The sequence below is a fragment of the Massilia sp. BSC265 genome, from assembly GCF_000740675.1.
GTDB lineage: Bacteria > Pseudomonadota > Gammaproteobacteria > Burkholderiales > Burkholderiaceae_D > Telluria.
Genome location: NZ_JPXI01000033.1, coordinates 226624 through 250172, shown reverse-complemented (window position 1 = coordinate 250172; position 23549 = coordinate 226624). Strand labels below are relative to the sequence as shown.

The window sequence follows — 23549 nt, the reverse complement described above, 5'->3', positions numbered from 1 at the left end:
CTGGGTCGGAATCTTGGCGGGTGTCAGATTTTACGTACAGAAACAGTGCGTAAGTAGCTTGACAGTAGGCGTGGTCCGGGCCTGTGGAGCAGACCACGCTTCGCCGGCCACGCGTTCAACCAAGCACGAATGTCGACAACCTTGTTGGTCCGGGAACGGAAGTTGAACGCGTGATCGGCGACACCGACCACCCTGCTAGTGCGTGGCTTTGTTGGAACCGATCGACGTGGTCGGCGCCGCGGCAGTCGGATCCACCGCCGGCTTCGGCACCGGCGTCACCGAGGCCGTCACCGAGGTCTTCTCGGCCTGGTCGAGGTTGCCGTTCCACACCACGTAGTCGTCCACCGAGTACAGGCGGCACGGCTCCTTGCTCTTGGCGGTGCAGGTGGCCAGTGCGCGGCCGTCCGGGTCTTCGCCTTCCTCGGCCCAGGTCCAGGCGCCGCTCGGCGACAGCGCGAAGGCGCGCGGGGTCATCTTGGTCAGGTATTCCTGGTAGGCGCGGCGGCCGTTCTCCGACAGGAAAGGCACGGCCTCGACGTCATCCACCTGCGCGTAGTCGGTACGCACCGGGCTCGGTGGCGGCGGCACGTCGTGGATCACGGCCGTCGGCATGCCGATCTGGTCCAGGAAGCGCAGGGTGTCGTCCAGCCACACCTTTTCGCCGTCGCGGCTGGCCAGCATGCCGTGCGAATCACGCTTGAAGGTCGGGAGCATGACCAGACGGCCGCGGCCGCCAGCCCCTTCGAAAGCCGCATGCATGCGGTGCGCCAGTTCCGGGCCGAACAGGGAGTCGTTCTCGCCGTACATCCACAGGGTGGGCAGCCTGGTCTTGGCGCCGTACTCCGCGAAGGCCGTCACCAGCGCCGAACGCCAGGCGCAGCGGTCGCTGTCGTCGCGCAGGCCACCGGCGAAGTTGATCAGGCCGCGCACGCCGGGCAAATCCTTGGTGCCGATGGCCATGGTCGCCAGGCCGCCGTAGGACTGGCCGGCGATGACGATGCGCTTGGGGTCGACCCACTTCTGCCGACGTGCATAAGCAAGCGTCGCAGCGATGTCTTCCGCCTGGGCATAGCCGTTGGCGGTCATGTTGCAGCCATACTCGCGGTAGCGGCCGGTCGAGCTGGCAAAGCCCTGGCGCATCGGCACCATCACGGCATAACCGCGCTTCACGAAGGCCGAGGCCATGTAGTAGAAGCGGTCGCGCGGCTGCAGGTTCGGGCGGCCCGGATCCTTGCCGTGGTTGATGATGATGAGCGGGAAGGGGCCCGGGCCGTTCGGCTGGAACACCGTCGTCTCGAGCATGGCGAGGCCTTGCGGGCCGGCAGGCACCTGCTCGATGTGCTCATTCATGCGATGATCAAGTTGCAACTCCTGCTGCACCGCGATCCCAGGGGTCAATGCGGCAGCCGCCAGCGCGGCGGCGAACAGGTTGCGAAGCGTGAAGCGTGGAACCATGGTGACTCTGTCTCGACTACGTACCGGGTGAAACAAACACGGAAGAATTTCCGCATGGCATAAGTTGATTCTAGGTACGTAGAAAAGGCAGAGCAATACTCAATCTGGCAATTCCGAAGGTAAATTTTAGCGGCGTGCCAAAGTGTCCACGCGATCGCGGTCGATGATTGTTTTTACCGAGCCGGTCGAACCGCCAACCCCCACCCGACGGGGTTTTTTGTGAACGGTTATCATGCAAACCAGGCAAGGGAGACGAGGCATGATCGGATGAGCAAGTACGTGCTGCGCGAGTGGGCGCCGGAGGAGAGACCGCAACGCGCGCGCTGCGCGGCCTGCCTGCGGGCGCAGTCGGCCTGCATCTGCCGCTGGATCACGCCTGTGCAGGCACGTGCGGCCTTGCTGGTCCTGCAGCATCCGCTCGAAGTGGCCAATGCCAAGAACAGTGCGCGCCTGCTGCACCTCAGTGTGGCCGGCAGCGTGCTGGCGGTAGGAGAAGCGTTCGACGGCGCCGAACTGGATGCGCTGCTGCATGCGGACGGCCGCGTGCCGGTGCTGCTGTACCCGGACACGCCGGGCGCCGCCAGCCTGCCGGCGGCGCCGCCATGCGATGCAATCGCAGCGGAACGCCTGCGCCTGGTCGTGCTGGACGCGACCTGGCGCAAGAGCCGCAAGATGCTGTACCTGAACCCGTCCCTGCAAAGGCTGCCGCGGCTGGCGCTGCGCGATGTCGCGCCGTCGAATTACCGGATCCGCAAGGCACATGCGCCGCACCAGCTGTCCTCGCTGGAAGCGGCCGCGCAGGCGCTGGCCCAGCTGGAAGGGGGCGACGCGGCACTCCGGCCCTTGCTGGAAGCCTTCGACGGCTTTGTGCAGCAACAAGCCGCCTATGTGCCGTCCGGCGTGGCGGACTTGAAATCCGGCTGAGAGAGGCGTACCATACTGTATAAACATACAGTATGGAGCCGACGTGCCCGAACGCCCGCAACCCGGCCAGCGCCATCCCGTGGACGAGCAGCCCATGCTCGGCCCGCATCCGCTCGCCGCGAGAAAGGGGCGAGGCGCGGTATCGAACCTGCAGGGGCGCTACGAGCTCACTGGCCGCGAAGAATTCGACGACGGCTGGGAGCGTGACGAAGACGAAACGGCCGCCATGAAGACGGTCGTCACCGACGAGCACGCCAAAACCATCCTGACGCGCAACGCCTCGCCCGACATCCCCTTCAATGTCTCGCTCAACCCCTACCGGGGCTGCGAGCACGGCTGCATCTACTGCTTCGCGCGGCCGACCCACAGCTACCTCGGCCTGTCGCCGGGCCTGGACTTCGAGAGCCGCCTGTTTGCCAAGGTCAACGCGGCCGAGCTGCTGCGGCGCGAGCTGGCCAAGCCGGGCTACGTGCCCGAGCACATCGCGCTCGGCGTCAACACCGATGCCTACCAGCCCTGCGAGCGCGAGCTGCGCCTGACGCGCCAGGTGCTTGAAGTGCTGAGCGAATGCCGGCACCCGGTCGGGCTCATCACCAAGTCCTCGCTGATCGAGCGCGATATCGACCTGATCGCGCCGATGGCGGAAACGAACCAGGCCTGCGCCGCCATCACCCTGACCACGCTCGACCCGGAAATCGCGCGCACGCTGGAGCCGCGCGCGGCGGCGCCGGCACGTCGCCTGCGCACCATCCGGACCCTGGCCGAGGCGGGGATTCCGGTCAGCGTGAGCGTGGCGCCCATCATTCCCTTCGTCACCGAGCCGGAGATCGAACGCATCCTGGAAGCGGCGCGCGACGCCGGCGCCATCGGCGCGCACTACGTGGTGCTGCGGCTGCCGCACGAGGTCAATCCGCTGTTCCAGGAATGGCTGCAGGCCCATTTCCCCGACCGGGCGCAGCGGGTGATGAACCGCGTGCGCGACCTGCGCGGCGGCAAGGACTACGACAGCGACTTCGGCAAGCGCATGCATGGCGAGGGCGTCTGGGCAGACCTGATCCGGCAGCGCTTCTCGAAAGCCGTGGACCGGCTGGGAATGGGGGAGTTCCGCGGGCGCTTCGGCAGGCTGGATGGCTCGCAATTCCGCAAGCCGCTGGTGGTGCCGCCGGCGCCATCGTCCCGCAAGCAGGAAGGGAAGGCGAGCGGGCAGCTGGACCTGTTCTAGCAGGCCAGCCGCTCCGGCCGATACCCCGGATGGGATGACTGCTTGTTCCGGATCTTGTCGTGAACGTCGTTTGCCACCTCATCAGCGCCACGGACCCGTGGAGCTTGTGATACCCGCGCGCGTCATCGGAGCGCGTGGCCGGTATGTTGTTGTTCAGTGAGTCGAGCGGAGTTCACACCGGGCGGACCGCTCTTCAGACCCACAGCCGGTAGATCCAGAACGACTCGTCCTCGATGTAGCGGTCGGCAAATTCCGTAGGCGGAAACCCGCAGATCTGCCGCGTGGCGCGGCTCAGGTGGGCCTGGTCCGAGAAGCCCTCGTCCAGCGCGAGCGTGGCCCAGTCGAAGGGCCGGCCGGTCTCGTAGCGTTCACGGGCGGCGAAGAACAGGCCTTCGGTGCGCACCAGCGACTGCCACTCGCGCAGCGAGCGCCCGCTGAAGGACTTGATGCGGCGTTCGACCTGGCGCGCGCTGTGCGTGTTGCGCCACTGGTGCGCCTGCCAGGCGAGTTGCTGCACCCAGTGGCGCCCTATCTGCCGGAGCGACGGCCGGTCCCGGCTGCGGCCCTCCGCGGCGTGCCAGCGCCTGCCGAGGTGGCTTTCCAGCACCCGCATGGCGGCCGTGTCGTCGGGCGCGCCCAGCAGTGCATCGAAGAAGGGCTGCCAGCCGGCGCCAAGGACGGTGTGCGCCGGCAGGAACCGGTCCTGGATGGCCGCGAGCTCGATGCCGAACAGGCGGGGCACGGCATCCGGCACGAAACATGCCATGTAGCCTCGGCCGCTCGTGGGCGACCATGTCGTCACCGGATGAGAGTGGCTGCCCGAGATCATCACGCGCGCACTGAACGGGACGAAGTCCCTGTGCGGATCCACCAGTCCGGGGACGAGGCCGTCGAACCAGGACAGCACCACGATCGGCGAGGCGGGGAAGTGCGACAGCCGCTGGGCGTCGCTCAGTTCGAGGTGGGACGTGTCGCGGCTGACCAGCGCCAGCATCGCGCCCTGCAGCGCGGGCGGCGCCAGGTGGATGCGGTCATGCGGCGACTTACCCTCCGTGCATGCCCGCGGGCCGCGTGCCAGGCGGTCGGGGCAGGGGCGGAGGAATTCGTGACTGTCGGGGGCCATGAGCCAGCAGTATAGGCATGCCTTCCTGGCATGTCGATGTCGTTTTCGTTCAAGACGCAGGAGGCAAAGCCGCAAAGAATGCGCGGCATGAACACGCCGAACGCTTCCCAATGTCCATTCCATGCGGGTGGCATGCCACCCGCTTCCGATACCCACGCGCCAGTGCTGCATCCGCCCGGCACCTGGCCGCCCGGACCCTCGTCGGGCATCACGGGCTGGGGCCTGCTGCGGCAGATGGCGCGCGACCTGCCCGGCGCCCTGGCAAGCTGGCGCCAGGCCTACGGCGACGTGGTCCACCTGCGCATGTGGCCGGAGCACGAGATCATCGTGAGCGATCCGGTCCTGGTGCGTGAACTGCTGGTCGGCCAGCACGACGCCGTCATCCGTTGGGAACGCGCGGTCGATGTATTCGCCTACCTGCAGGGCAACAGCGTCCTGGTCGCGGAAGGCAGCGCCTGGACGGCGAAGCGCCAGGCACTGCAGCCGGCCTTTGCGCCGAAGTCGGTCAAGGCCTTCGTCCCGACCGTCGCGGCGGCGGCAGACGCGGCGATGGCGCTCTGGCAGCCGGGAGAGGCAATGCCGGTCGAGAGCGCGCTGACCTCGCTGGCGATGGACGTCATCATGCGCATGATGTTTTCTAGCGAGATCGGCAGCGAAGCACGCGCCATGGAGACGGCTATGCACGAGGCACTGGTGGCCGCCAATGCCGAGATGTTCTGGCCCGCCAGCGCGCCCGACTGGCTGCCGTGGAAGCGCCGCAAGCGGCAGGTGCGGACCATGCTGACGGCGCTGGTCGAGCGCCACATCCAGGCCCGCCTGGCCTTGGCCCCCGAGGCTTGTCCGCAGGATCTGCTGAGCCGCCTCCTGGCGCTGCATCGGCAGGACCCGGCGGCCTGGCCGCTGGTGGCGGTGCGTGACGAATGCATGACGGCTTTCATCGCAGGACACGAGACGACAGCCGCCAGCCTGAGTTGGTGGGCCTGGTGCATGGCGGCCAATCCGGAGGCGCAGGAACAGGCGCGGCAGGAAGTGGATGCGGTGCTGCAGGGTGGCACCCCGAGCGAGGATGCCTTGTCCCGGCTCGCTTACCTGGCGCAGACCCTGGACGAGACCATGCGCCTGTACCCGGCCGCCCCGATCCTGATGAGCCGGCGTTCGACGCGGGCCTTTACCCTGGGCGGCTGGACGATGCCGGCACGGACGATGTTCATGATTCCGGTGTTCCTGATGCACCGGGACGCGCGCTGGTTTCCGGAGCCGGAGGCCTTCCGGCCCGAGCGCTTCGGCTTGGGCGCGCCGGCGATCCCGCGCGGGGCCTTCATGCCTTTCGGGACCGGGCCGCGGGTGTGCCTGGGGCAGCACCTGGCGCTGGCCGAGATGACGGTGGTGGCGGCGATGATGCTGCAGCGCTTCGTGCTGGGGAAGGCCGAGGGGCAGGGGGAGCCGGAGGCGGTGCTGAATATTTCCTTGCGGCCGAAAACACCTCTGCTGCTCAAGCTCGGGCGGAGGTAGTTCGTAGGGTGGGCGGCTTGCCCGCCCACGCGGTAGCAGATGAAATCACGCACGGGCAGATCTCGCCCTGTTTGAACGCCCACCCTACGAAAAACCGCTGCTTCAGCCGGCCGAAGCGGCAGTCCGCGACGGCAGCAGATCCCGCACGATCGCCCCCAGTCGCTCGACCGACACCGGCTTGCCCAGGTGGGCCGAGAAGCCCGCCGCCCTTGCATTGGCGATGTCGGTATCGCGCCGCATGCTGGTGATGGCGATGGCGGGCAGCTTCGCGTACTTCGGCATGGCGTGCACGCGGCGCAGGAATTCGTAGCCGTCGATGTCGGGCATCGCGATGTCCGAGATCAGGATGTCCACGTCTTCGCGGGCGAGGATTTCCAGCCCCTGTGCGGCGCTGAAGGCCGCGAAGACGACGGCGCCGCTCACCTCCAGCAGCGACTGGAACACCTGCAGCATGTCCTCCGCGTCGTCCACCAGCAGGATGCGCAGTCCGACCATGCTTGCCTCGGCATCGATGGCCTCGCCCGGCAGCGCACCGGCAACACGGTCCAGCACCGGCAGCCAGATACTGAAGCGCGCGCCCTTTCCGACGCCCTCGTAGGCCGCCTCGATCCGTCCGCCATGCAGCGTGACGATCTCGCGCACCAGGGCCAGGCCGATGCCCAGCCCGCACTTGGAGCGGGTGGTGGCCGAGGCGCTCTGGCGGTACATGTCGAACACGTGCGACAGGAACTCGGGCGCGATGCCCTGGCCGCTGTCGCTCACGTCGAGGCGGACGAAACCTTCCTCGCGGTCCAGGTGCACCTCGATGCGCCCGCCGGGCGGCGTGAACTTGACCGCATTGCTCAGCAGGTTCATCACCGCCTGCTCGATGCGCACCAGGTCGGCCAGCACCGGCATGCCGCCACTGTTGCCGGTCAGGTCGATCTGCAGCTCGCGCGTGGCCGGGTCGTTGCGCATGACGTCCACGATGCCCTGCAGTACGGCGTCGAGCACCACCGGCGACATCGTCAGCGACAGCTTGCCGGTGCGGATGCGCGACATGTCCATCAGGTCGTCGATGATCTTGGCCTGCGCCATCACCGAGTTGCGGATGATCGCCGCCGCACGCATGAAGGTAGGCGACTGGCGCAGCTCCGGCATGCGCGACAGCAGCTCGACGTTAATGTGGATCATGTTCAGCGGATGGCGCAGCTCGTGCGACATCACGGACAGGAATTCTTCCTTGATCGCGGATGCGTGCTCGGCATCGCTGCGCCCCTCGGTCTCGCGACTGAGGGCCTGCTGGCGTTCGTTGTCCTGGTGTGCGCGTGTCGTGGTGTCGCGCGCGATCTTGGCGTAGCCGTAGAATTCGCCATCGCCCAGCGGGGTGGTAACGCCGCTGCAGAAGAAGCGGGTGCCATCCTTGCGCAGGTGCCAGCGCTCGTCCTCGGCACGGCCGTCCTCGCGCGCGCGCCGCAGCTCGTCCTGGGGGATGCCGCGCTCGACGTCTTCGGGCACGAACAGGGGCTCCGTTGTCCGGCCCATCATCTCGTCGGCGCTCCAGCCGAATACCGTCTGCGCACCCTTGTTCCAGCTGGTGATCCGACCGTCCTGATCGAGCGTGATGATGGCGTAGTCCTGGGCGCTGTCGGCCACCATCTGCATGCGCGCTTCGCTCAGGCGTGCCTGTTCCTCGGCCTGGCGCCGCAGCGTGATGTCGAAGAAGGTCATCACCGCGCCTTCGATGCGGTCTTCGTTGGTGCGGTAGGGCAGCAGGCGCACGATGTAATAGCGGCCATCGGTGCTGCGCACTTCGCGCTCGACCAGGCGCAGGGTGTCGAAGGTGGCGCTGACGTCCTCGGCCAGCTGGTCGTAGTCCAGCCTGTGGGTCAGGTCGAGCAGCGAACGGCCGACGTCCGAGGCGATGATCGAGAACAGGTCGGCCGCGCGCGGCGTGAAGCGCTTGATGCGCAGGCCGCTGTCCACGAAGATGGTGGCGATGTCGGTCGAGGCGATCAGGTTGTTCAGGTCGTCGTTGGCCTTGCCGGTTTCCTCGACCTTGACCTTGAGTTCGTAGTTGACGGTGATGAGTTCCTCGTTCACCGACTGCAGCTCTTCCTTGCTGGTTTCCAGTTCTTCGGTGGCCGAGCGCAGCTCTTCGTTGATGGCCTGCAGCTCCTCGTTGGAGGCGCGCAGCTCCTCGGTCGAGATCTCGGAATTCTCGATGGTTTCCTGCAGCTGCTCGCGCTTGCGCTGCAGCTCCGCCTCGAGTTGGACAAGCACCACGTCGTGGCTGCCGTCGGGCCGCATCGGCACCGCCTTCTCGAGTGCGGACGGTTCGATGCGCTTGAACAGCACCAGCAGGTAGTCGGTCTCGGATTCCTCGTCGCGGCAGGGGCGTACCGTCATCGCCACCGTGCCCAGCTCCTCTTGCTGCAGCTCGACGGGGCGGCACTCGATCGCTGCATCGTTCTGCATCGCCTGGTACATGGCCGAGCGCAGTTCCAGGCGCAATTCCGGCAGGACCAGCGCGAGCAGGCTGCGCGAGGGCTCGCCGGCATTCATGCGCAGGAAGCGGCCGGCCTGTTCCGACATGTGCACGAGGTTGCCCTCGCGGTCGATCACCACCGAAGGCGGCGCGACCATGGACAGCGCGCGCTGGTGCAGTTCGGCGAACGAGGCCTGGCGCTTGCCGGTATTCCGCGGTCGTGCGACCTCGGGCATGCGGGCGCCGAAGGTGGTCGAGGACGGGCTCTGGTAGTTCATCGAACGGCCGCCGCCGCGGGCGCGGTAGATGCGGTTCTTCTTGTCCACCGGGATGAAGAAGTCCGACACCGACTCGGCCGACTCGGAGCTGCCCAGGAACAGGTAGCCGCCCGGCTTGAGCGCGAAGTGGAAGATCTGCAGCAGCCGCATCTGCACGTCGCGGTTCAGGTAGATCAGCAGGTTGCGGCACGAGATGAAATCGAGCCGCGAGAAGGGCGGGTCGCGCAGCAGGTTGTGCGAGGCGAACAGGATGCGGTCGCGCAGCGACTTGCGGGTGCGGTAACGGTCGTCGTCCTTGTTGAAATACTGGCGCAGGCGGCTCGGCGCCACGTCGGTGATGATCGAGGCCGGGTAGCTGCCTGAGCGCGCGGTGTCGATCGCCCTGTCATCGATGTCGGACGCGAATACCTGGAAGCTGGGTGGATGCTCCATTGTGGCCGCCTGGTCGGCCAGCAGCATCGCCAGCGAATAGGCTTCCTCGCCGGTGGCGCAGGCGGCGACCCAGGCGCGGATCTCGTCCGAGGGCGGCTTGTCCTTGAACAGCTCCGGGATCACGTCGCGTTCGAGCGCCTCGAAGGCTTCGCGGTCGCGGAAGAAATTGGTCACGCCGATCAGCATGTCGTCGAGCAGCGCCTTGTACTCGTTGCCGTCGGCCTCCAGAACCCCGAGGTATTCCGGCAGGGTGTGCACCTGGCGCACCTGCATGCGCCGTTCGATGCGGCGCAGGACAGTGGCGCGTTTGTAGTGGCGGAAATCGTGGCCGGTGTCCGCCAGCAGGCCGCCGATGACGCCCTGCAAAGCCGCTTCCGCCTGGGCCAGTTCGTCGGGTGTGGCCGGGGCTTCGACGCTCGGGGCGGAATCAGCCGGCATCGGCAGCCGGATGATCCTGGCGTTGCTCCACAGGTCGACCAGCTTCTGCGGGATATCGCCCACCGGCAGGATGAAGTCGACGGCACCGGTGCGGATCGCCGCCGCCGGCATGCCGTCGTGTTCGGCGTCGCCCGGCGCCTGCACGATGGTCACGCCCCCCTGTTCCTTGACGCGCGTGATGCCGACGGCGCCGTCCGAGCCGGTGCCCGAGAGCACGATCGCGATGGCGCGCTCGCGGTGCACGTGGGCCAGGGTGCGGAAGAACAGGTCGATTGCCACGTGCTGGCCGCGTGGACGCTCGAGTTCCTCGACGACCAGCATGCCGTCCAGCATCTGCAAATGCAGGTTGGGGGCGATGACGTAGATGTGGCCAGACTCGATCTTGACCCGCGAGGTGACCTGGATGACCGGCATCCGGGTGGCGCGCTGCAGGATCTCCGCGGCCGAACTCGGGTGCTTCGGCGACAGGTGCAGGATGACGACGAAGGCCATTTCGTTCAGCGAAGGCAGGCCTTCGAACAGGCGCAGCAGGGCAGGCAGCCCGCCGGCCGAGGCGCCGATGCCGACGACGGGAAAGTGCACGGTGCTGGGAACCGTTCCCGGCGGAGTCGGTTGCGTGTCTGAGACTGCGGCAGGTTCTAGCATCGTATTGACCGTGGATAAGTGAACTGCGAGTCTAGACGATCCGTAAACACCTGTAAGGCTTACAGATGAAAATAAAAAAAATATACTTCTTTCAAATCAAGGGACGTTTGCCTGCACTAACTCGGCCAGGTGGCGTTCGATCGCATGCACGTGCTCGTCATCCCTGCCGAGCTCGCGCAAGGCCTGTGCCAGCTGCAGCAGGTATTCGCTGTTCGGGCCGCTCGGACCGCGGGCGGTGGCGATTTGGCGCGCGATGTCCTGTTCGCTCGCCGGGCCGAGGTAGGCGGCATTCTCGTGCGTGGCGATGTAGACGATGCCCTCGTGCACGCTGCCGTCCTCGAAGCGGATGTCCGTGGCCAGGCGCAGGTAGCCGTTCTTTTCGCGGTGGTCGAGGTGGGCGAATTCTTCCGGCGTGACCAGATAGGCCATGCCGTGGCAGGTAGCGCCTTCGTCGGGCACCAGGGTGACCACGCGGCCTGGGGCGTTTTCGGTGCCGCGGTGGTCGTGCGAACCCTGCCAGAAGCGGCGGCTCCAACCCTGGATGGAGGCCGGGCGGCGCTCGATGAAGGGGAAGTCGGCCTTGAAGATCAGGGAACCGTAGCCGAACAGCCAGACGCTGTCGTGGCTGTCGAAACGGTCCATCAGGCGGTTGATCTCGGTGGTGTTGAGGGGCATCGTTCATGCTCGTGTATTGGCAGGCTCCACATTGTAGCGCGCAGTGAAGTGCCGCCGCATCGGCCGGCCATGGCCACCGAAGTAATGCGCGTGCGGCATGTGCAAGCAAGCCAAGGATTACGGTCGCTGTCGGGACGCCTGCCGTGCTACCGACCCGGCAGGAAGGAAGTGCCGCGCGGCGGTACGTCCGCCAGCAGTCGGGCCAATGCATCCAGATCGGCGGGTTTGACGAGGTAGTGATCAAACCCCGCTTCCGTGGCCTTGTCCCGGTCCTGGGACATGCCGAAGCCAGTAAGAGCAATGAGAACCGGCTGCGCAGACGACCGCTTCCGGATGTTCATGGCAAGCTCGTGGCCGCTACTGTCGGGTAGGCCGATATCCAGGATGCACACATCCGGTGTCGACCGGTCGATTGCTTCGAGGGCGGCGCCGGCGGTATGGGCAAGCGCTACCTCGTGCCCTATCGTGGACAGGAAAAACTGCAGCATGTCCGAAGCGTCGACATTGTCGTCTACCAGCAGGATCGACAACCTGGTATGGGCATGAGGCAGGTCGGCCAGGCGATCGGCGATGCGCCGGTCCGGGACTGGTGCTTCCGGCGCAAGCCGGGGTATGCAGACCATGAAACGGCTGCCGTGGCCGAGGCCTTCGCTGTGGCAGCTTACCGTGCCTTCATGCATGCGAACAAGGCTGCGCACGAGGGCCAGGCCGATACCCAGGCCGCCGTCAGCCCTGTCGGATGTTCGCTGCACCTGCTCGAACAGTTCGAACACCGTTGGCTGTGCCTCCGGCGCGATGCCGATGCCGTTGTCGCTGACTGCAATGCACACCTGATTGTCCGCGGTGTACAACTCGACATCGATGTGGCCGCCAGGTAGGGTGTATTTCGCGGCGTTGTTAAGAAGATTGGCCACGATCTGTATCAGCCGTTTTTCGTCGCCCGAGACGTAAGCGGTGGCCGGAGCGAGCTTGACGGCCAGCGTGTGTCCACGGCTCTCGATCAGGGGGCGTACCTGCTCGATCGCACTGCCGATCACGATCTTCATGTCGAGCGAGGCCATGCGCAAGGTGATCTCGCCGCGCGACACGCGCGACACGTCCAGCAGGTCATCGACCAGTGCGGTCATGTGCTTGACCTGGCGTATGATGACCTGGCTCGCTTTCCTCGCAGGGCCGGCCCCGAGTTTGCCCATGGCCAGCAGCTCGGCCGCCGCGCTCACCGGCGCAAGGGGATTGCGCAGTTCATGCGCCAGCATCGCCAGGAACTCATCCTTGCGCCGAGCGGCATCGTGCAATGCTGATTCCATGCGCTGCCGTTCGCTGACGTCGTGGAACACGATGACGGTGCCGCATGGCCGCCCATCCTCGCATGGGATCGGCGATTGGCACATGTCGATCACATGCCGGCTACCGTCGCGGGCACGAAGAACCGATGTCCTGCGGGGGGACATGTTGCCGGAGACGGTCGGCCCGGGTGCTTCATCCTCACTGTCGGCCGCGTCGGGCTGGATGATGTTGAACACCTGTTCGATGCCCAGTCCTTTCACCTCTTCTCCTGACCAGCCTGTCAGCGTCCGTGCCTGGTCATTCATATACTCGACCATGCCGGCGGTATCGACGGAGATGACCCCGTCTGCAATTGCACGGAGCGTCAACTCGGCACGCACCTTCTCTGCGGCCAGTCTGTCCTGCAACTCCTTCAGGTTGGTCAGGTCGCGTGTCAGCTTGCAATAGCCTTCAAGCTCGCCGCTGTCGTTCCGAATCGCGATAATCTCGACCAGGGCCCAGAACAGCGAACCATCCTTGCGTTGCCGCCACGCGGACTCCTGGAAAGTATCGTGCCTTGCCGCGTGCTCCAGGTTATGGTCAGGATGGTTCCGACGCTGGTCTTCATCGGTATACAACATACTGAAGTGACGGCCCAGCGCCTCGCTCCCGGGATAGCCCTTCATGGCTTCCGCCGCCGGGTTCCACGTCAGGATGAGTCCTGAGGTGTCGAGAAGGAAAATCGCATAGTCCGAGACTTTCTCGACCATGTAGGCAAAGCTGCGCTCGATAAACCGATCGGACATTGGACCCTCAACGACATTCTGGTGTCGATACCGGCAGCGGCGCCGGCAATGTACCTCGACTATACGTCGTTTGCATCGCTTTCGACGGACGATTGACACCGGCATGGCGCGCCACTGACATGCAGGTTGGCTCCCGTTTCTATCCGCGCAGCCGGTTGCAGGAAACTGATTTCCTGGAAATGCCGGAAATACGTGCCGTGACACAGTTTTACGTTGACGCGGATAACAATCGGGCGCAACTTGAAGTACACATGGTAGTGATGCTGCGCAGGCGGGCGTCGCCTTCCGACAGTCCCCTAACCCTGCATGACATCGGCCAAAGGTACAACATGAACGTCGTCGTTGAGTTTCCGAAAAAGATTTTCGTCCAGTGGGGGGCGCTTGCCCAGGAGCTCGCCTCGTCCCTGAGTCGGCTGGGAGCGACCAAGGCTGAGGTCAAAGAAATTACTGCCCGGCTGCAGGTCAAGTGGGAACAACCCGACACACCCCCGACGCCGAAGGGCTTGTGCGTTATCCCCAGCCTCGAGGCCGGTAAGCAGGCTGCCGAAGCCGGTCCAGCGGACAAGAAGCGGCCGCTGCGGACTTGCGCTTACTGGGAATCGCAGGATGCGCGAACCTTGATCGAGCTTGCCCGATACGAGTACCGGCAGGCTCCTGCGCTCTAGTGCCGCCGGTTCACCTGCCGGACCCGACATGGCTGGCGGCGCACACGATCAGCCGGCGCGTGCCTGGCTTGCGAGCGTGTCGACCCGGTCAGGCGCTCCAGCGGTTTCATGCGTCACGAAATGATCGAGGAACCCGATGAAGCTTTCAGCGGCTGGCGAGAGCGATCGTCCGGGGCGTGTGTAGACGAAGAAGCGGCGGCTCAGTACCGGCTCTTCCAGCGGACGCATCACGAGGCCATAGAGCGCTACCAGCGGCGCCGCGTAGGGCATGCACACCGTCACGCCCAGCCCGGCGGCGGCCATCGCCAGGGCGGTGGTCATGAAGGTGACTTCGTTGGCGGGCTTGACGGGCACTTCACGCAGCGACGCATGCACGTCTTCGAGCAGGCGCTCGGTGAACTGTCCCTGCAGCGAGATCAGCGGATGGTGTGCGACGTCCTGCCAGGTGACCCGCTCCTGCTTTTCCAGTTTGTGCCCTTTCGGGAACACCACGGCAAAGGGCATCTCGAACAGCAACTTCGCGTCGAGCGGGGGAGCCGGTTCGCGCTGGGGGCCGATGCCCACATCGGCCTCGCCCGACAGCACCCGGTTGATCACGCTTTCCACGCCGGTGTCGCCCAGGCGCACCTCGATGTCGGGATAGCGGGCGCGGTAGGCCGCGATCGCCTGCGGCATCAGGGTGCAGGACAGCAGCTGGGGCGCGGCGATGCGCACGATGCCCTTCTTCAGGCGCGTGTGGTCGGCGACGTTCGCCAGGGCGCCGTCGAGGTCGTCGATCATCTGGCTGAACAGGGGGTAGAGCTCCTTGCCGATGTCGGTGAGCAGGGCCTTGCGGGTGCTGCGGTCGACCACCTTGGCGCCCAGTGTCTGCTCGAGCTCCTTGATCAGGCCCGACAGCGCCGACTGCGTGACGTGCATCGCCTGTGCGGCGAGCGTAAAGTTACCCGTCTTGGCAAGGGCCACGAAGGCGCGCATCTGGCGCAAAGTAGGGTTCATGATGCGTGATTCATAAGCTTATCTAATAAATCGGGCGAAAAATACTGTTTGAATGATAGTACGATTTGCCCTCTAATGGCGGCAGTCATTCTCTTGCAAAGGAAACAGCATGAAACTCGCCACCCTGAAGACCGGCGGCCGCGACGGCACCCTGGTCGTCGTCAGCCGCGACCTGGTCACCTGCCAGGCCGTCCCGAAGATCGCTCCTACCTTGCAGTGCGCGCTGGACCACTGGGATGAAGTGGCGCCGCAGCTCAGGGCCGTGTACGAGCGCCTGAACCGTGGGACCGCCGACAAGGCCGAATCCTTCCTCGAGGAAGAATGCCATTCGCCGCTGCCGCGCGCCTACCAATGGTGCGACGGCTCGGCCTACATCAACCACGTCGAGCTGGTGCGCAAGGCGCGCGGCGCCGAGGTGCCGGAATCCTTCTACAGCGATCCGCTGATGTACCAGGGCGGCTCGGACTCCTTCGTCGGTCCCTGCGACCCGATCGCGGTGCTGTCGGAAGAATGGGGCGTGGACCTGGAAGCCGAGGTGGCGGTGGTGACGGGCGACGTGCCGATGGGCGCAACGGTGGAAGAAGCGGCGAGCGCGATCCGCCTGGTGATGCTGGTGAACGACGTCTCGCTGCGCAACCTGATCCCGAACGAGCTGGCCAAGGGCTTCGGCTTCTACCAGTCGAAGCCGGCCAGCGCCTTTTCGCCGGTGGCGGTGACGCCGGACGAGCTGGGCGATGCCTGGGTCGACAGCAAGCTGCACCTGCCGCTGCTGGTGACGCTCAACGACAGCCCCTTCGGCCGTCCCAACGCGGGCGAGGACATGACCTTCAGCTTCGCCCAGCTGATCGCCCACGCCGCCAGGACCCGCGAGCTCGGCGCGGGCAGCATCGTCGGCTCGGGCACGGTGTCGAACAAGCAGGGCAGCCTGCACGGTTCGAGCATCGAGAACGGCGGCGTCGGCTACTGCTGCCTGGCCGAAGTGCGCATGTACGAGACGATTGAACAGGGCAAGCCGGCCACGCCATTCCTGCGCTATGGTGACACCGTGCGCATCGAGATGGTGGACAAGGAAGGCGCCAGCATCTTTGGCGCGATCGACCAGGAAGTGATGCACTACCACCGGAAAGTGGAAAGGAAGCCGGCATGAAGCTCTATACCTATTTTCGCAGCTCGGCCGCATACCGGGTGCGCATCGCGCTCAATCTGAAGGGGCTCGACTACGAGGCGGTGCCGGTGCACCTGCTCGCCGACGGCGGGAGGCACCTGGCGGACGAGTACCTGGCGGTGAATCCGAGCGGCCTGGTGCCGGCCTTGCAGGATGAGGAGGTCACCCTGACGCAGTCGATGGCGATCATCGAGTACCTGGAAGAGGTGTATCCGATGGTGCCGCTGCTGCCCAGGGACGCGATCGGCCGCGCCCGCGTGCGCGAGCTGGCGCAGATCGTGGCCTGCGACATCCACCCCATCAACAACCTGCGCGTGCTGAAGTATCTGGTAAAGCACCTGGGGCAGCCGGAACAGGCGAAGACCGACTGGTACCGCCACTGGGCGATCGAAGGCCTGCGTTCGCTGGAGGCGCACCTGGCGCGCAATCCGGGTACCGGCAGTTTCTGCCACGGCGACATGCCGACCATGGCGGACTGCTTCCTGGTGCCGCAGGTGTTCAACGCGAAGCGCTTCGATATCGATGTCGATGCCTATCCGACGATTGCGCGCATCAATGCGCTGTGCGTGGATTTGCCGGCGTTCAAGGCGGCGCATCCGAGTCAGCAGCCGGATGCGGAGTGATCGGTAGGGTGGGCGGGTCTCCGGCCCACGCGGTCAACGCGCGATAATGCTGCCCGTGCGGCTATTTCAACTACCACCGCGTGGGCGGGGAACCCGCCCACCCTACGGTAACCCCCTCAATGCCGCGTCTCCGTCCGATCCGGCTCCGACGGCGACGAGATCTCATCCAGGGCCTCTTCCGCCGCCCCGTGCGTCTTGGTCGCGATATCCCCCAGCGACACGATGCCGACCAGCTGCTGCGACTGCTCGTCGATCACCGGCACGCGCCGGATCTGCACGTCGCCCATCGTGTTCAGCACCTCGTCGATATCCTGGTTGCTGTAGCAGGTCCGCACGTCGGTGCTCATCACGTCGCCCACGAAGGTCTGGTCAGGCGTCTGCCCGGCCGCCACCGAGCGCACGGTGATGTCGCGGTCGGTGATCATGCCCACCAGCTTGTCGCCGTCGCAGACGGGAATCGCACCGACGTTGAGGTCGTCCATCATCTGCGCGGCGCGCTGGATGGTTTCCTGCGGGGAGATGGTTTGCACATCGGGTGTCATCACTTCACGAATCGTTTGCATGGTGTCCTCCTGCATGGTTGGTGGAAAGCCCGGTCCGGAAAACCGGGCAACGGAAAAATCATGCCTTGAAATGCCAAAGGCGGACGCTAGATTGACCGTGGGAATGCGCCGAGCCCTGGGCTACAATCCGCCTCTTTGCTTCTTGCTATCTCGCCATGTCTAGCCACCAAATCCCTACACCAATCCTCGCTGCCCTCGACCGTGCCGACGCCTCCTGGCGTCCGGTGCTCGAAGCAGGCCTGCAGGCCGTCGCGGCCGCCGATCCGGCCTATCTGCCGGCGCTGGCCGTGGACGACTACCTGCCCACCGAGGGCCGCATCTTTGCCGCCTTCGCCCAGCCGCTGGATAAAGTGAAGCACGTATTGGTGGGCGAGGGCCCCTATCCGCGCGCCGAGAGCGCGACCGGGGTCTGCTTCATGGATGGCGCCGTGGGCGAACTGTGGTCGGAGACGGGCTTGTCGAAACCGGTGAACCGCGCCACTTCCCTGCGCAACTTCATGAAGATGCTGCTGGTGGCGAATGGGCAGCTGGACGCGGGCGATACCGGCGGCAGCGCGATGGTGCCGGTGGCGCAGGCTGCCCGGTCGAACGGTGCGATCCAGACCCTGGCCCAGCTGCAGGACAACCTGCTCGGGCACGGCTTCCTGTTGCTGAATGCTGCACTGGTATTCCGCAAGCATGTAGCGCCTGCGATCGATGCGCGCGCCTGGCAGCCTTTCCTGCAGACCGTGCTTGCCGCCCTGGGGAGTCAGTCCCAGCCGCCGACGCTGGTCCTGTGGGGAAAGATTGCCGAAGCTTTGAAGAAACTGCCGGAAGCGGGGCGCCTGCCGCAGATCCACGCCGAGCATCCGTACAACCTGTCTTTCATCCAGCACAAGGGGATGCAGGAACTGTTCGGACCGATGGAATTGCTGCGCTTGCAATAAGCGAAAGGGGGGGCGAGCAGGTCTGGCGGTTTTTGGGGGCGCCAAGACAAGACAGTCAGGATTTGCTATACTTGACTAAATCAATCAACTAATCAGCGTATTTCGCAGGCTCACTCAAGAGATTTGATTGTTGCGCTGCACTGATTGGTTGAAAACAGGCAATATTTTACACTAACCGGGGTTGTGATGCGTCTGACCACCAAAGGCCGTTTTGCTGTTACCGCGATGATCGACCTCGCCCTGCGCCAGGGCAATGGTCCGGTCACGCTGTCGGGCATCAGCCAGCGCCAGGCCATTTCGCTGTCTTACCTGGAACAGCTGTTCGGCAAGCTGCGCCGCCACCAGATCGTCGAATCGATCCGCGGTCCCGGCGGCGGCTACAGCCTGGCTAGACCTGCCGACAAGGTAACGGTGGCCGACATCATCATCGCGGTCGACGAGCCGCTCGATGCCACCCAGTGTGGCGGCAAAGAAAATTGTCACGGCGCCGACGCTGCTTCCGGCACCCGTTGCATGACCCATGAACTGTGGACCACGCTGAACGCCAGGATGGTCGACTACCTCGATTCGGTCTCGCTGCAAGACCTGGTCGACCAGCAGAAGCAGAAAGAACAGAACGTCGTGGTGGTGCACCGCACTGCCGCCGCTGCCGCACAAAACTGAGCCAAAATTGAAACCGGAGTGAACTGATGAACGCGCCCTTGGACAAACAAATCGAGCAGAGCTTCGTGACTGCGCCGCATTTCCCGATCTACATGGATTACTCGGCAACCACCCCGATCGATCCGCGCGTGGCCGACAAGATGATTCCCTACCTGCGCGAGCAGTTCGGCAATCCGGCATCGCGCAGCCACATGTACGGCTGGAGCGCCGAAGCGGCGGTCGAGGAAGCACGCGGCCACGTGGCTAGCCTGGTCGGCGCCGATCCGCGCGAGATCATCTGGACCTCGGGCGCGACCGAGTCGAACAACCTGGCCTTGAAGGGTGCCGCCCACTTCTACAAGACCAAGGGCAAGCACATCATCACGGTCAAGACCGAGCACAAGGCGGTGCTGGACACCGTGCGCGAGCTGGAGCGCCAGGGTTTCGAAGCGACCTACCTCGAGCCGCAAGATAATGGCCTGATCACCATCGCCCAGCTGGAAGCCGCGATCCGTCCGGACACCATCCTGGTCTCGGTCATGCTGGTCAATAACGAGATCGGCGTGATCCAGCCGATCGACGAGATCGGCGAGCTGTGCCGCTCGAAGGGCATCATCTTCCACTGCGACGCCGCGCAGGCGACGGGCAAGGTCGAGATCAACCTGGAAAAGACCAAGTGCGACCTGATGACCTTTACCGCGCACAAGACCTACGGTCCGAAGGGCGTCGGTGCCCTGTACGTGCGCCGCAAGCCGCGCGTGCGCCTGGAAGCGCAGATGCACGGCGGCGGCCACGAGCGCGGCCTGCGTTCGGGCACGCTGCCGACCCACCAGATCGTCGGCATGGGCGAAGCCTTCCGCATCGCCAAGGAAGAGATGCACAGCGAGCTGGAGCGCGTGAAGGCGCTGCGCGACCGCCTGGCCAGGGGCCTGCTGGAGATCGAAGAGGTCTACATCAACGGCGACATGGAACACCGCGTGCCGCACAACCTGAACGTCTCGTTCAACTACGTCGAGGGCGAGTCGCTGATCATGGCGATCAAGGACATCGCCGTGTCCTCGGGCTCGGCCTGCACCTCGGCCTCGCTGGAGCCGTCCTATGTGTTGCGCGCACTGGGCCGCAGCGACGAACTGGCGCACAGCTCGATCCGCTTCACCATCGGCCGCTTCACGACCGAGGAAGACATCGACTTCGCCGTCAACTTGCTGAAAGCAAAGGTCGGTAAGCTGCGCGAACTGTCGCCGCTGTGGGATATGTTCAAGGAAGGGATCGATCTGAACTCGATCCAATGGGCAGCACATTAATTGGGCATTGAGCGCGTTGAGCGCTTTTAAGAATTTCTAGGAGCACTACCATGGCATATTCGGACAAAGTACTGGACCACTACGAAAACCCGCGTAACGTCGGCGCCTTCGACAAGGGCGACGATGCGATCGGCACCGGCATGGTCGGCGCGCCGGCCTGCGGCGACGTGATGAAGCTGCAGATCAAGGTCAACGAGCAGGGCCTGATCGAGGACGCGAAGTTCAAGACCTACGGCTGCGGTTCGGCCATCGCATCGAGCTCGCTCGTGACCGAATGGGTCAAGGGCAAGTCGCTGGACGAGGCGCTGTCGATCAAGAACACCCAGATCGCCGAAGAGCTGGCGCTGCCGCCGGTGAAGATCCACTGCTCGATCCTGGCGGAAGACGCGATCAAGGCCGCGGTGGCCGACTACAAAGCAAAGCACGCCGAGAAGGCGTAACACGTAAGTACAGAGACTGGAGCAAGCGTTATGGCAATCACCCTGACTGAAAAAGCCGCGAAGCACGTCAACCGTTACCTCGAACGCCGGGGCAAGGGCATCGGCTTGCGCTTTGGTGTGCGCACGACCGGCTGCTCCGGCCTGGCCTACAAGCTGGAGTACGTCGACGAAGCCTCGAACGAAGACAATGTCTTCGAATCGCATGGCGTGAAGGTCTTCGTCGACCCGAAGAGCCTGCCCTACATCGACGGCACCGAACTGGACTTCGCCCGCGAAGGCCTGAACGAAGGCTTCCGCTTCAACAACCCGAACGTCAAGGACAACTGCGGCTGCGGCGAAAGCTTCCGTATCTAAGATGAAGCAGACCCACTTCGAGCTGTTCCAGCTCCCCGCCACGTTCGCGGTCGACGGGGATGCGCTGGACGCGGCCTACCGCGAAGTCCAGGGGCGCGTGCACCCGGACCGCTTCGTGAACGCCACCGACGCCGAGAAGCGCGTGGCGATGCAGTGGGCGACCCGCGCCAACGAGGCCTACCAGACCCTGCGCAATCCGCAGAAGCGCGCGCAGTACCTCTGCGAGATCAACGGCGTCGACCTGCAGACCGAGTCGAACACGGCGATGCCGGCCGCCTTCCTGATGCAGCAGATGGAATGGCGCGAAGCGCTCGACGATGCGCGTTCGTCGAAAGATGCCGCTGCGCTGGACGAACTGGATGCCCAGCTGCGGCGCGAGCGCAAGGGCATGCTGGAGCAGGTCGGCAGGCAGCTCGACGCGGGCGACTATCATGGCGCGGCGCAGACCGTGCGCGCGATGATGTTCCTCGATAAATTCGGGGAAGAGGTACAGTACGCGTTCGAAGCGCTCGACGCGTAATCGATTTTCGTAGGGTGGGCGGGTTCCCCGCCCACGCGTTCAACCATCATTTGCGTCGCCGCGATGCATGCTCGGTTTGGACGCGTGGGCGGGAGACCCGCCCACCCTACATGAAGCGGTACAGAAAAATAAACAGGTAATACGACCATGGCACTACTCCAAATCGCCGAACCCGGCATGTCCACCGCCCCGCACCAGCACCGCCTGGCGGTCGGCATCGACCTGGGCACCACCAACTCGCTGGTTGCCACCGTGCGCAGCGGCAGCCCGGAAGTGCTGAGCGACGAGGACGGCCGTCCGCTGCTGCCATCGGTCGTCCGTTACCTGCCCAACGGCCATGCCAACATCGGCTACAAGGCCCAGGCCTGCCAGACCCAGGATCCGAAGAACACCATCGTCTCGGTCAAGCGCTTCATGGGCCGCGGCCTGAAGGACATCGCCCACGCAGAGAACATGCCGTACGACTTCGTCGACGCTCCCGGCATGGTCCAGATCAACACGGTCGCCGGCGTAAAGAGCCCGGTCGAGACCTCGGCCCAGATCCTGGCCACGCTGCGCCAGCGCGCCGAGGATTCGCTCGGCGACGAGCTGGTCGGCGCCGTCATCACCGTGCCGGCCTATTTCGACGACGCCCAGCGCCAGGCCACCAAGGACGCGGCCCAGCTGGCCGGCCTGAACGTACTGCGCCTGCTGTCGGAACCGACCGCGGCCGCGATCGCCTATGGCCTGGACCACGGCAAGGAAGGCATCTATGCCGTCTACGACCTCGGCGGCGGCACCTTCGACATCTCGATCCTCAAGCTTTCCAAGGGCGTGTTCGAAGTGCTGTCCACCGGCGGCGACTCGGCCCTGGGCGGCGACGACTTCGACCACCGCCTGTTTTGCTGGATCGTCGAGCAGGCCCGGCTGGCGCCGCTGTCCGACCAGGACACCGCCACCCTGATGGTCAAGGCGCGCCAGGCCAAGGAACTGCTGTCGACCAACGAGGAAACCACGGTCGAGGCGATCCTGAAGTCCGGCGAGATCGTGCAGGTGACCATCTCGGCCCACACCTTCGCCGACATCACCAGGCACCTGGTCGCCAAGACCATGAACGCGATCCGCAAGGCGATGCGCGATGCCGACGTGAGCGTCGAGGACGTCGACGGCGTCGTGATGGTCGGCGGCGCCACCCGCATGCCGCACGTGCGCCGCGCGGTGGGCGACTTCTTCCACACCATTCCGCACGCGAACATCGACCCGGACAAGGTGGTGGCGCTGGGCGCCGCCATCCAGGCCAACCTGCTGGCCGGTAACCGCGCCGAAGGCGACGACTGGCTGCTGCTGGACGTCACCCCGCTGTCGCTCGGCATCGAGACCATGGGCGGCCTGGTCGAGAAGATCATCCCGCGCAACTCGACCATCCCGTGCGCCCGCGCGCAGGAGTTCACCACCTTCAAGGATGGTCAAACCGCCCTGGCGGTGCACGTGGTGCAGGGGGAGCGCGAGCTGGTGTCCGACTGCCGTTCGCTGGCGCGCTTCGAGCTGCGCGGCATCCCGCCGATGGCGGCCGGCGCGGCGCGCATCCGCGTGACTTACCAGGTCGATGCGGACGGCCTGCTGTCGGTGTCGGCGCGCGAAACGCGCTCGGGCGTGGAAGCGTCCATCACCGTGAAGCCGTCCTACGGCCTCGGCGACGACGAAGTGGCGCGCATGCTGCAGGATTCCTACACCTCGGCCCAGGGCGACATGCAGATGCGCGCGCTGCGCGAAGAGCAGGTCGAAGCCGAGCGCATCCTGCTGGCGACACAGTCGGCGCTCGATGCCGATGCCGAGCTCTTGAACGATGCCGAGCAGGACGAGGTAGCCAAGCTGGTGCATGGCGTGCGCGATGCGATTCATCGCTCGAACGACACGTCGATCGAGCCGGGACAGCGCCAGGATGGGCTGCACGCGGCGGTGCAGGCGCTGGCCAAGGGCACAGAAGAATTCGCGGCACGCCGGATGGACAAGAGCGTGCGCAAGGTCCTGGCGGGCAAGTCGCTGGACGAGGTCTAAGCATCATCTAGACGTAGGGTGGGCGGGTTCCCCGCCCACGCGGTGATACGTAAACGTTGATCCGGCGCGGC

General features: G+C 65.2%; 20 protein-coding genes. 13 read left to right on the top strand and 7 right to left on the bottom strand.

Features of this window, described 5'->3' with window-relative positions; translation table 11 throughout:
* Positions 1-195: 195 nt before the first annotated feature.
* The gene (locus tag MA09_RS13305; protein WP_051933420.1) at positions 196-1455 is read right to left on the bottom strand and encodes a dienelactone hydrolase family protein; all 1260 of its coding nucleotides are present in this window, start codon (positions 1453-1455) and stop codon (positions 196-198) included.
* Positions 1456-1722: 267 nt separating this feature from the next.
* On the opposite strand from MA09_RS13305, the gene MA09_RS13300 reads away from it, so the two are divergent.
* Both MA09_RS13300 and MA09_RS13295 read left to right on the top strand, forming a co-directional pair.
* On the top strand, positions 1723-2379 hold the full coding sequence (locus MA09_RS13300; protein ID WP_051933419.1) for a tRNA-uridine aminocarboxypropyltransferase: 657 nt from the start codon (positions 1723-1725) through the stop codon (positions 2377-2379).
* Positions 2380-2473: 94 nt separating this feature from the next.
* On the top strand, positions 2474-3601 hold the full coding sequence (locus MA09_RS13295; RefSeq protein ID WP_036250026.1) for a PA0069 family radical SAM protein: 1128 nt from the start codon (positions 2474-2476) through the stop codon (positions 3599-3601).
* 193 nt (positions 3602-3794) lie between these two features.
* On the opposite strand, the gene MA09_RS13290 is transcribed toward MA09_RS13295, so the two are convergent.
* A complete protein-coding gene (locus tag MA09_RS13290; RefSeq protein WP_036249192.1) occupies positions 3795-4724 on the bottom strand; it encodes an AraC family transcriptional regulator in 930 nt (309 codons plus the stop codon).
* Between the two features lie 132 nt (positions 4725-4856).
* Here MA09_RS13290 and MA09_RS13285 point away from each other — a divergent pair, with 132 nt between their 5' ends.
* Positions 4857-6236, top strand: coding sequence for a cytochrome P450 (locus MA09_RS13285; protein WP_267872580.1), 1380 nt, complete (start codon positions 4857-4859; stop codon positions 6234-6236).
* A 102-nt stretch (positions 6237-6338) separates the two neighbouring features.
* Here MA09_RS13285 and MA09_RS13280 read toward each other — a convergent pair whose 3' ends face one another.
* From MA09_RS13280 to MA09_RS13270, 3 genes are all read right to left on the bottom strand, one after another.
* Complete coding sequence (locus tag MA09_RS13280; RefSeq protein WP_036249190.1) at positions 6339-10496, bottom strand: CheR family methyltransferase; 4158 nt, start codon at positions 10494-10496, stop codon at positions 6339-6341.
* Between the two features lie 96 nt (positions 10497-10592).
* On the bottom strand, positions 10593-11171 hold the full coding sequence (locus tag MA09_RS13275; RefSeq protein ID WP_036249187.1) for a gamma-glutamylcyclotransferase: 579 nt from the start codon (positions 11169-11171) through the stop codon (positions 10593-10595).
* Between the two features lie 146 nt (positions 11172-11317).
* Positions 11318-13243: a PAS domain S-box protein gene (locus MA09_RS13270; RefSeq protein WP_036249184.1), complete on the bottom strand. Its 1926-nt coding sequence runs from the start codon at positions 13241-13243 to the stop codon at positions 11318-11320.
* On the opposite strand from MA09_RS13270, the gene MA09_RS13265 reads away from it, so the two are divergent.
* On the top strand, positions 13243-13908 hold the full coding sequence (locus tag MA09_RS13265) for a hypothetical protein (RefSeq protein WP_161783221.1): 666 nt from the start codon (positions 13243-13245) through the stop codon (positions 13906-13908). The genes MA09_RS13270 and MA09_RS13265 overlap by 1 nt on opposite strands.
* Before the next feature lie 48 nt (positions 13909-13956).
* On the opposite strand, the gene MA09_RS13260 is transcribed toward MA09_RS13265, so the two are convergent.
* The gene (locus tag MA09_RS13260) at positions 13957-14904 is read right to left on the bottom strand and encodes a LysR family transcriptional regulator (RefSeq protein WP_051933418.1); all 948 of its coding nucleotides are present in this window, start codon (positions 14902-14904) and stop codon (positions 13957-13959) included.
* A 109-nt stretch (positions 14905-15013) separates the two neighbouring features.
* Between MA09_RS13260 and MA09_RS13255 the strand changes: the two genes are divergently transcribed.
* Both MA09_RS13255 and maiA read left to right on the top strand, forming a co-directional pair.
* Positions 15014-16051: a fumarylacetoacetate hydrolase family protein gene (locus tag MA09_RS13255; RefSeq protein ID WP_036249180.1), complete on the top strand. Its 1038-nt coding sequence runs from the start codon at positions 15014-15016 to the stop codon at positions 16049-16051.
* On the top strand, positions 16048-16692 hold the full coding sequence (gene maiA, locus MA09_RS13250) for a maleylacetoacetate isomerase (RefSeq protein ID WP_036249177.1): 645 nt from the start codon (positions 16048-16050) through the stop codon (positions 16690-16692). Before MA09_RS13255 ends, maiA begins: the two co-directional genes overlap by 4 nt.
* A gap of 116 nt (positions 16693-16808) precedes the next feature.
* Here maiA and MA09_RS13245 read toward each other — a convergent pair whose 3' ends face one another.
* Entirely contained in the window at positions 16809-17255 is a 447-nt protein-coding gene (locus MA09_RS13245; protein ID WP_036249174.1) for a CBS domain-containing protein, read from the bottom strand.
* Positions 17256-17410: 155 nt separating this feature from the next.
* Between MA09_RS13245 and MA09_RS13240 the strand changes: the two genes are divergently transcribed.
* From MA09_RS13240 to hscA, 7 genes are all read left to right on the top strand, one after another.
* Positions 17411-18181, top strand: a complete 771-nt coding sequence (locus MA09_RS13240) for a hypothetical protein (protein WP_036249172.1) — start codon at positions 17411-17413, stop codon at positions 18179-18181.
* Between the two features lie 186 nt (positions 18182-18367).
* On the top strand, positions 18368-18844 hold the full coding sequence (gene iscR / locus MA09_RS13235; RefSeq protein WP_036249170.1) for a Fe-S cluster assembly transcriptional regulator IscR: 477 nt from the start codon (positions 18368-18370) through the stop codon (positions 18842-18844).
* A gap of 26 nt (positions 18845-18870) precedes the next feature.
* Positions 18871-20127, top strand: coding sequence for an IscS subfamily cysteine desulfurase (locus MA09_RS13230; RefSeq protein ID WP_036249168.1), 1257 nt, complete (start codon positions 18871-18873; stop codon positions 20125-20127).
* Between the two features lie 50 nt (positions 20128-20177).
* Positions 20178-20567 carry a Fe-S cluster assembly scaffold IscU gene (gene iscU, locus MA09_RS13225; RefSeq protein WP_036249165.1) on the top strand — a complete coding sequence of 130 codons (390 nt, stop codon included), beginning with the start codon at positions 20178-20180 and terminating at the stop codon, positions 20565-20567.
* A 30-nt stretch (positions 20568-20597) separates the two neighbouring features.
* Positions 20598-20921: an iron-sulfur cluster assembly protein IscA gene (gene iscA / locus MA09_RS13220; protein ID WP_036249162.1), complete on the top strand. Its 324-nt coding sequence runs from the start codon at positions 20598-20600 to the stop codon at positions 20919-20921.
* A 1-nt stretch (position 20922) separates the two neighbouring features.
* Positions 20923-21441, top strand: coding sequence for a Fe-S protein assembly co-chaperone HscB (hscB, locus tag MA09_RS13215; protein WP_036249160.1), 519 nt, complete (start codon positions 20923-20925; stop codon positions 21439-21441).
* Between the two features lie 147 nt (positions 21442-21588).
* Entirely contained in the window at positions 21589-23478 is a 1890-nt protein-coding gene (hscA, locus tag MA09_RS13210) for a Fe-S protein assembly chaperone HscA (protein ID WP_036249158.1), read from the top strand.
* Positions 23479-23549 lie beyond the last annotated feature (71 nt).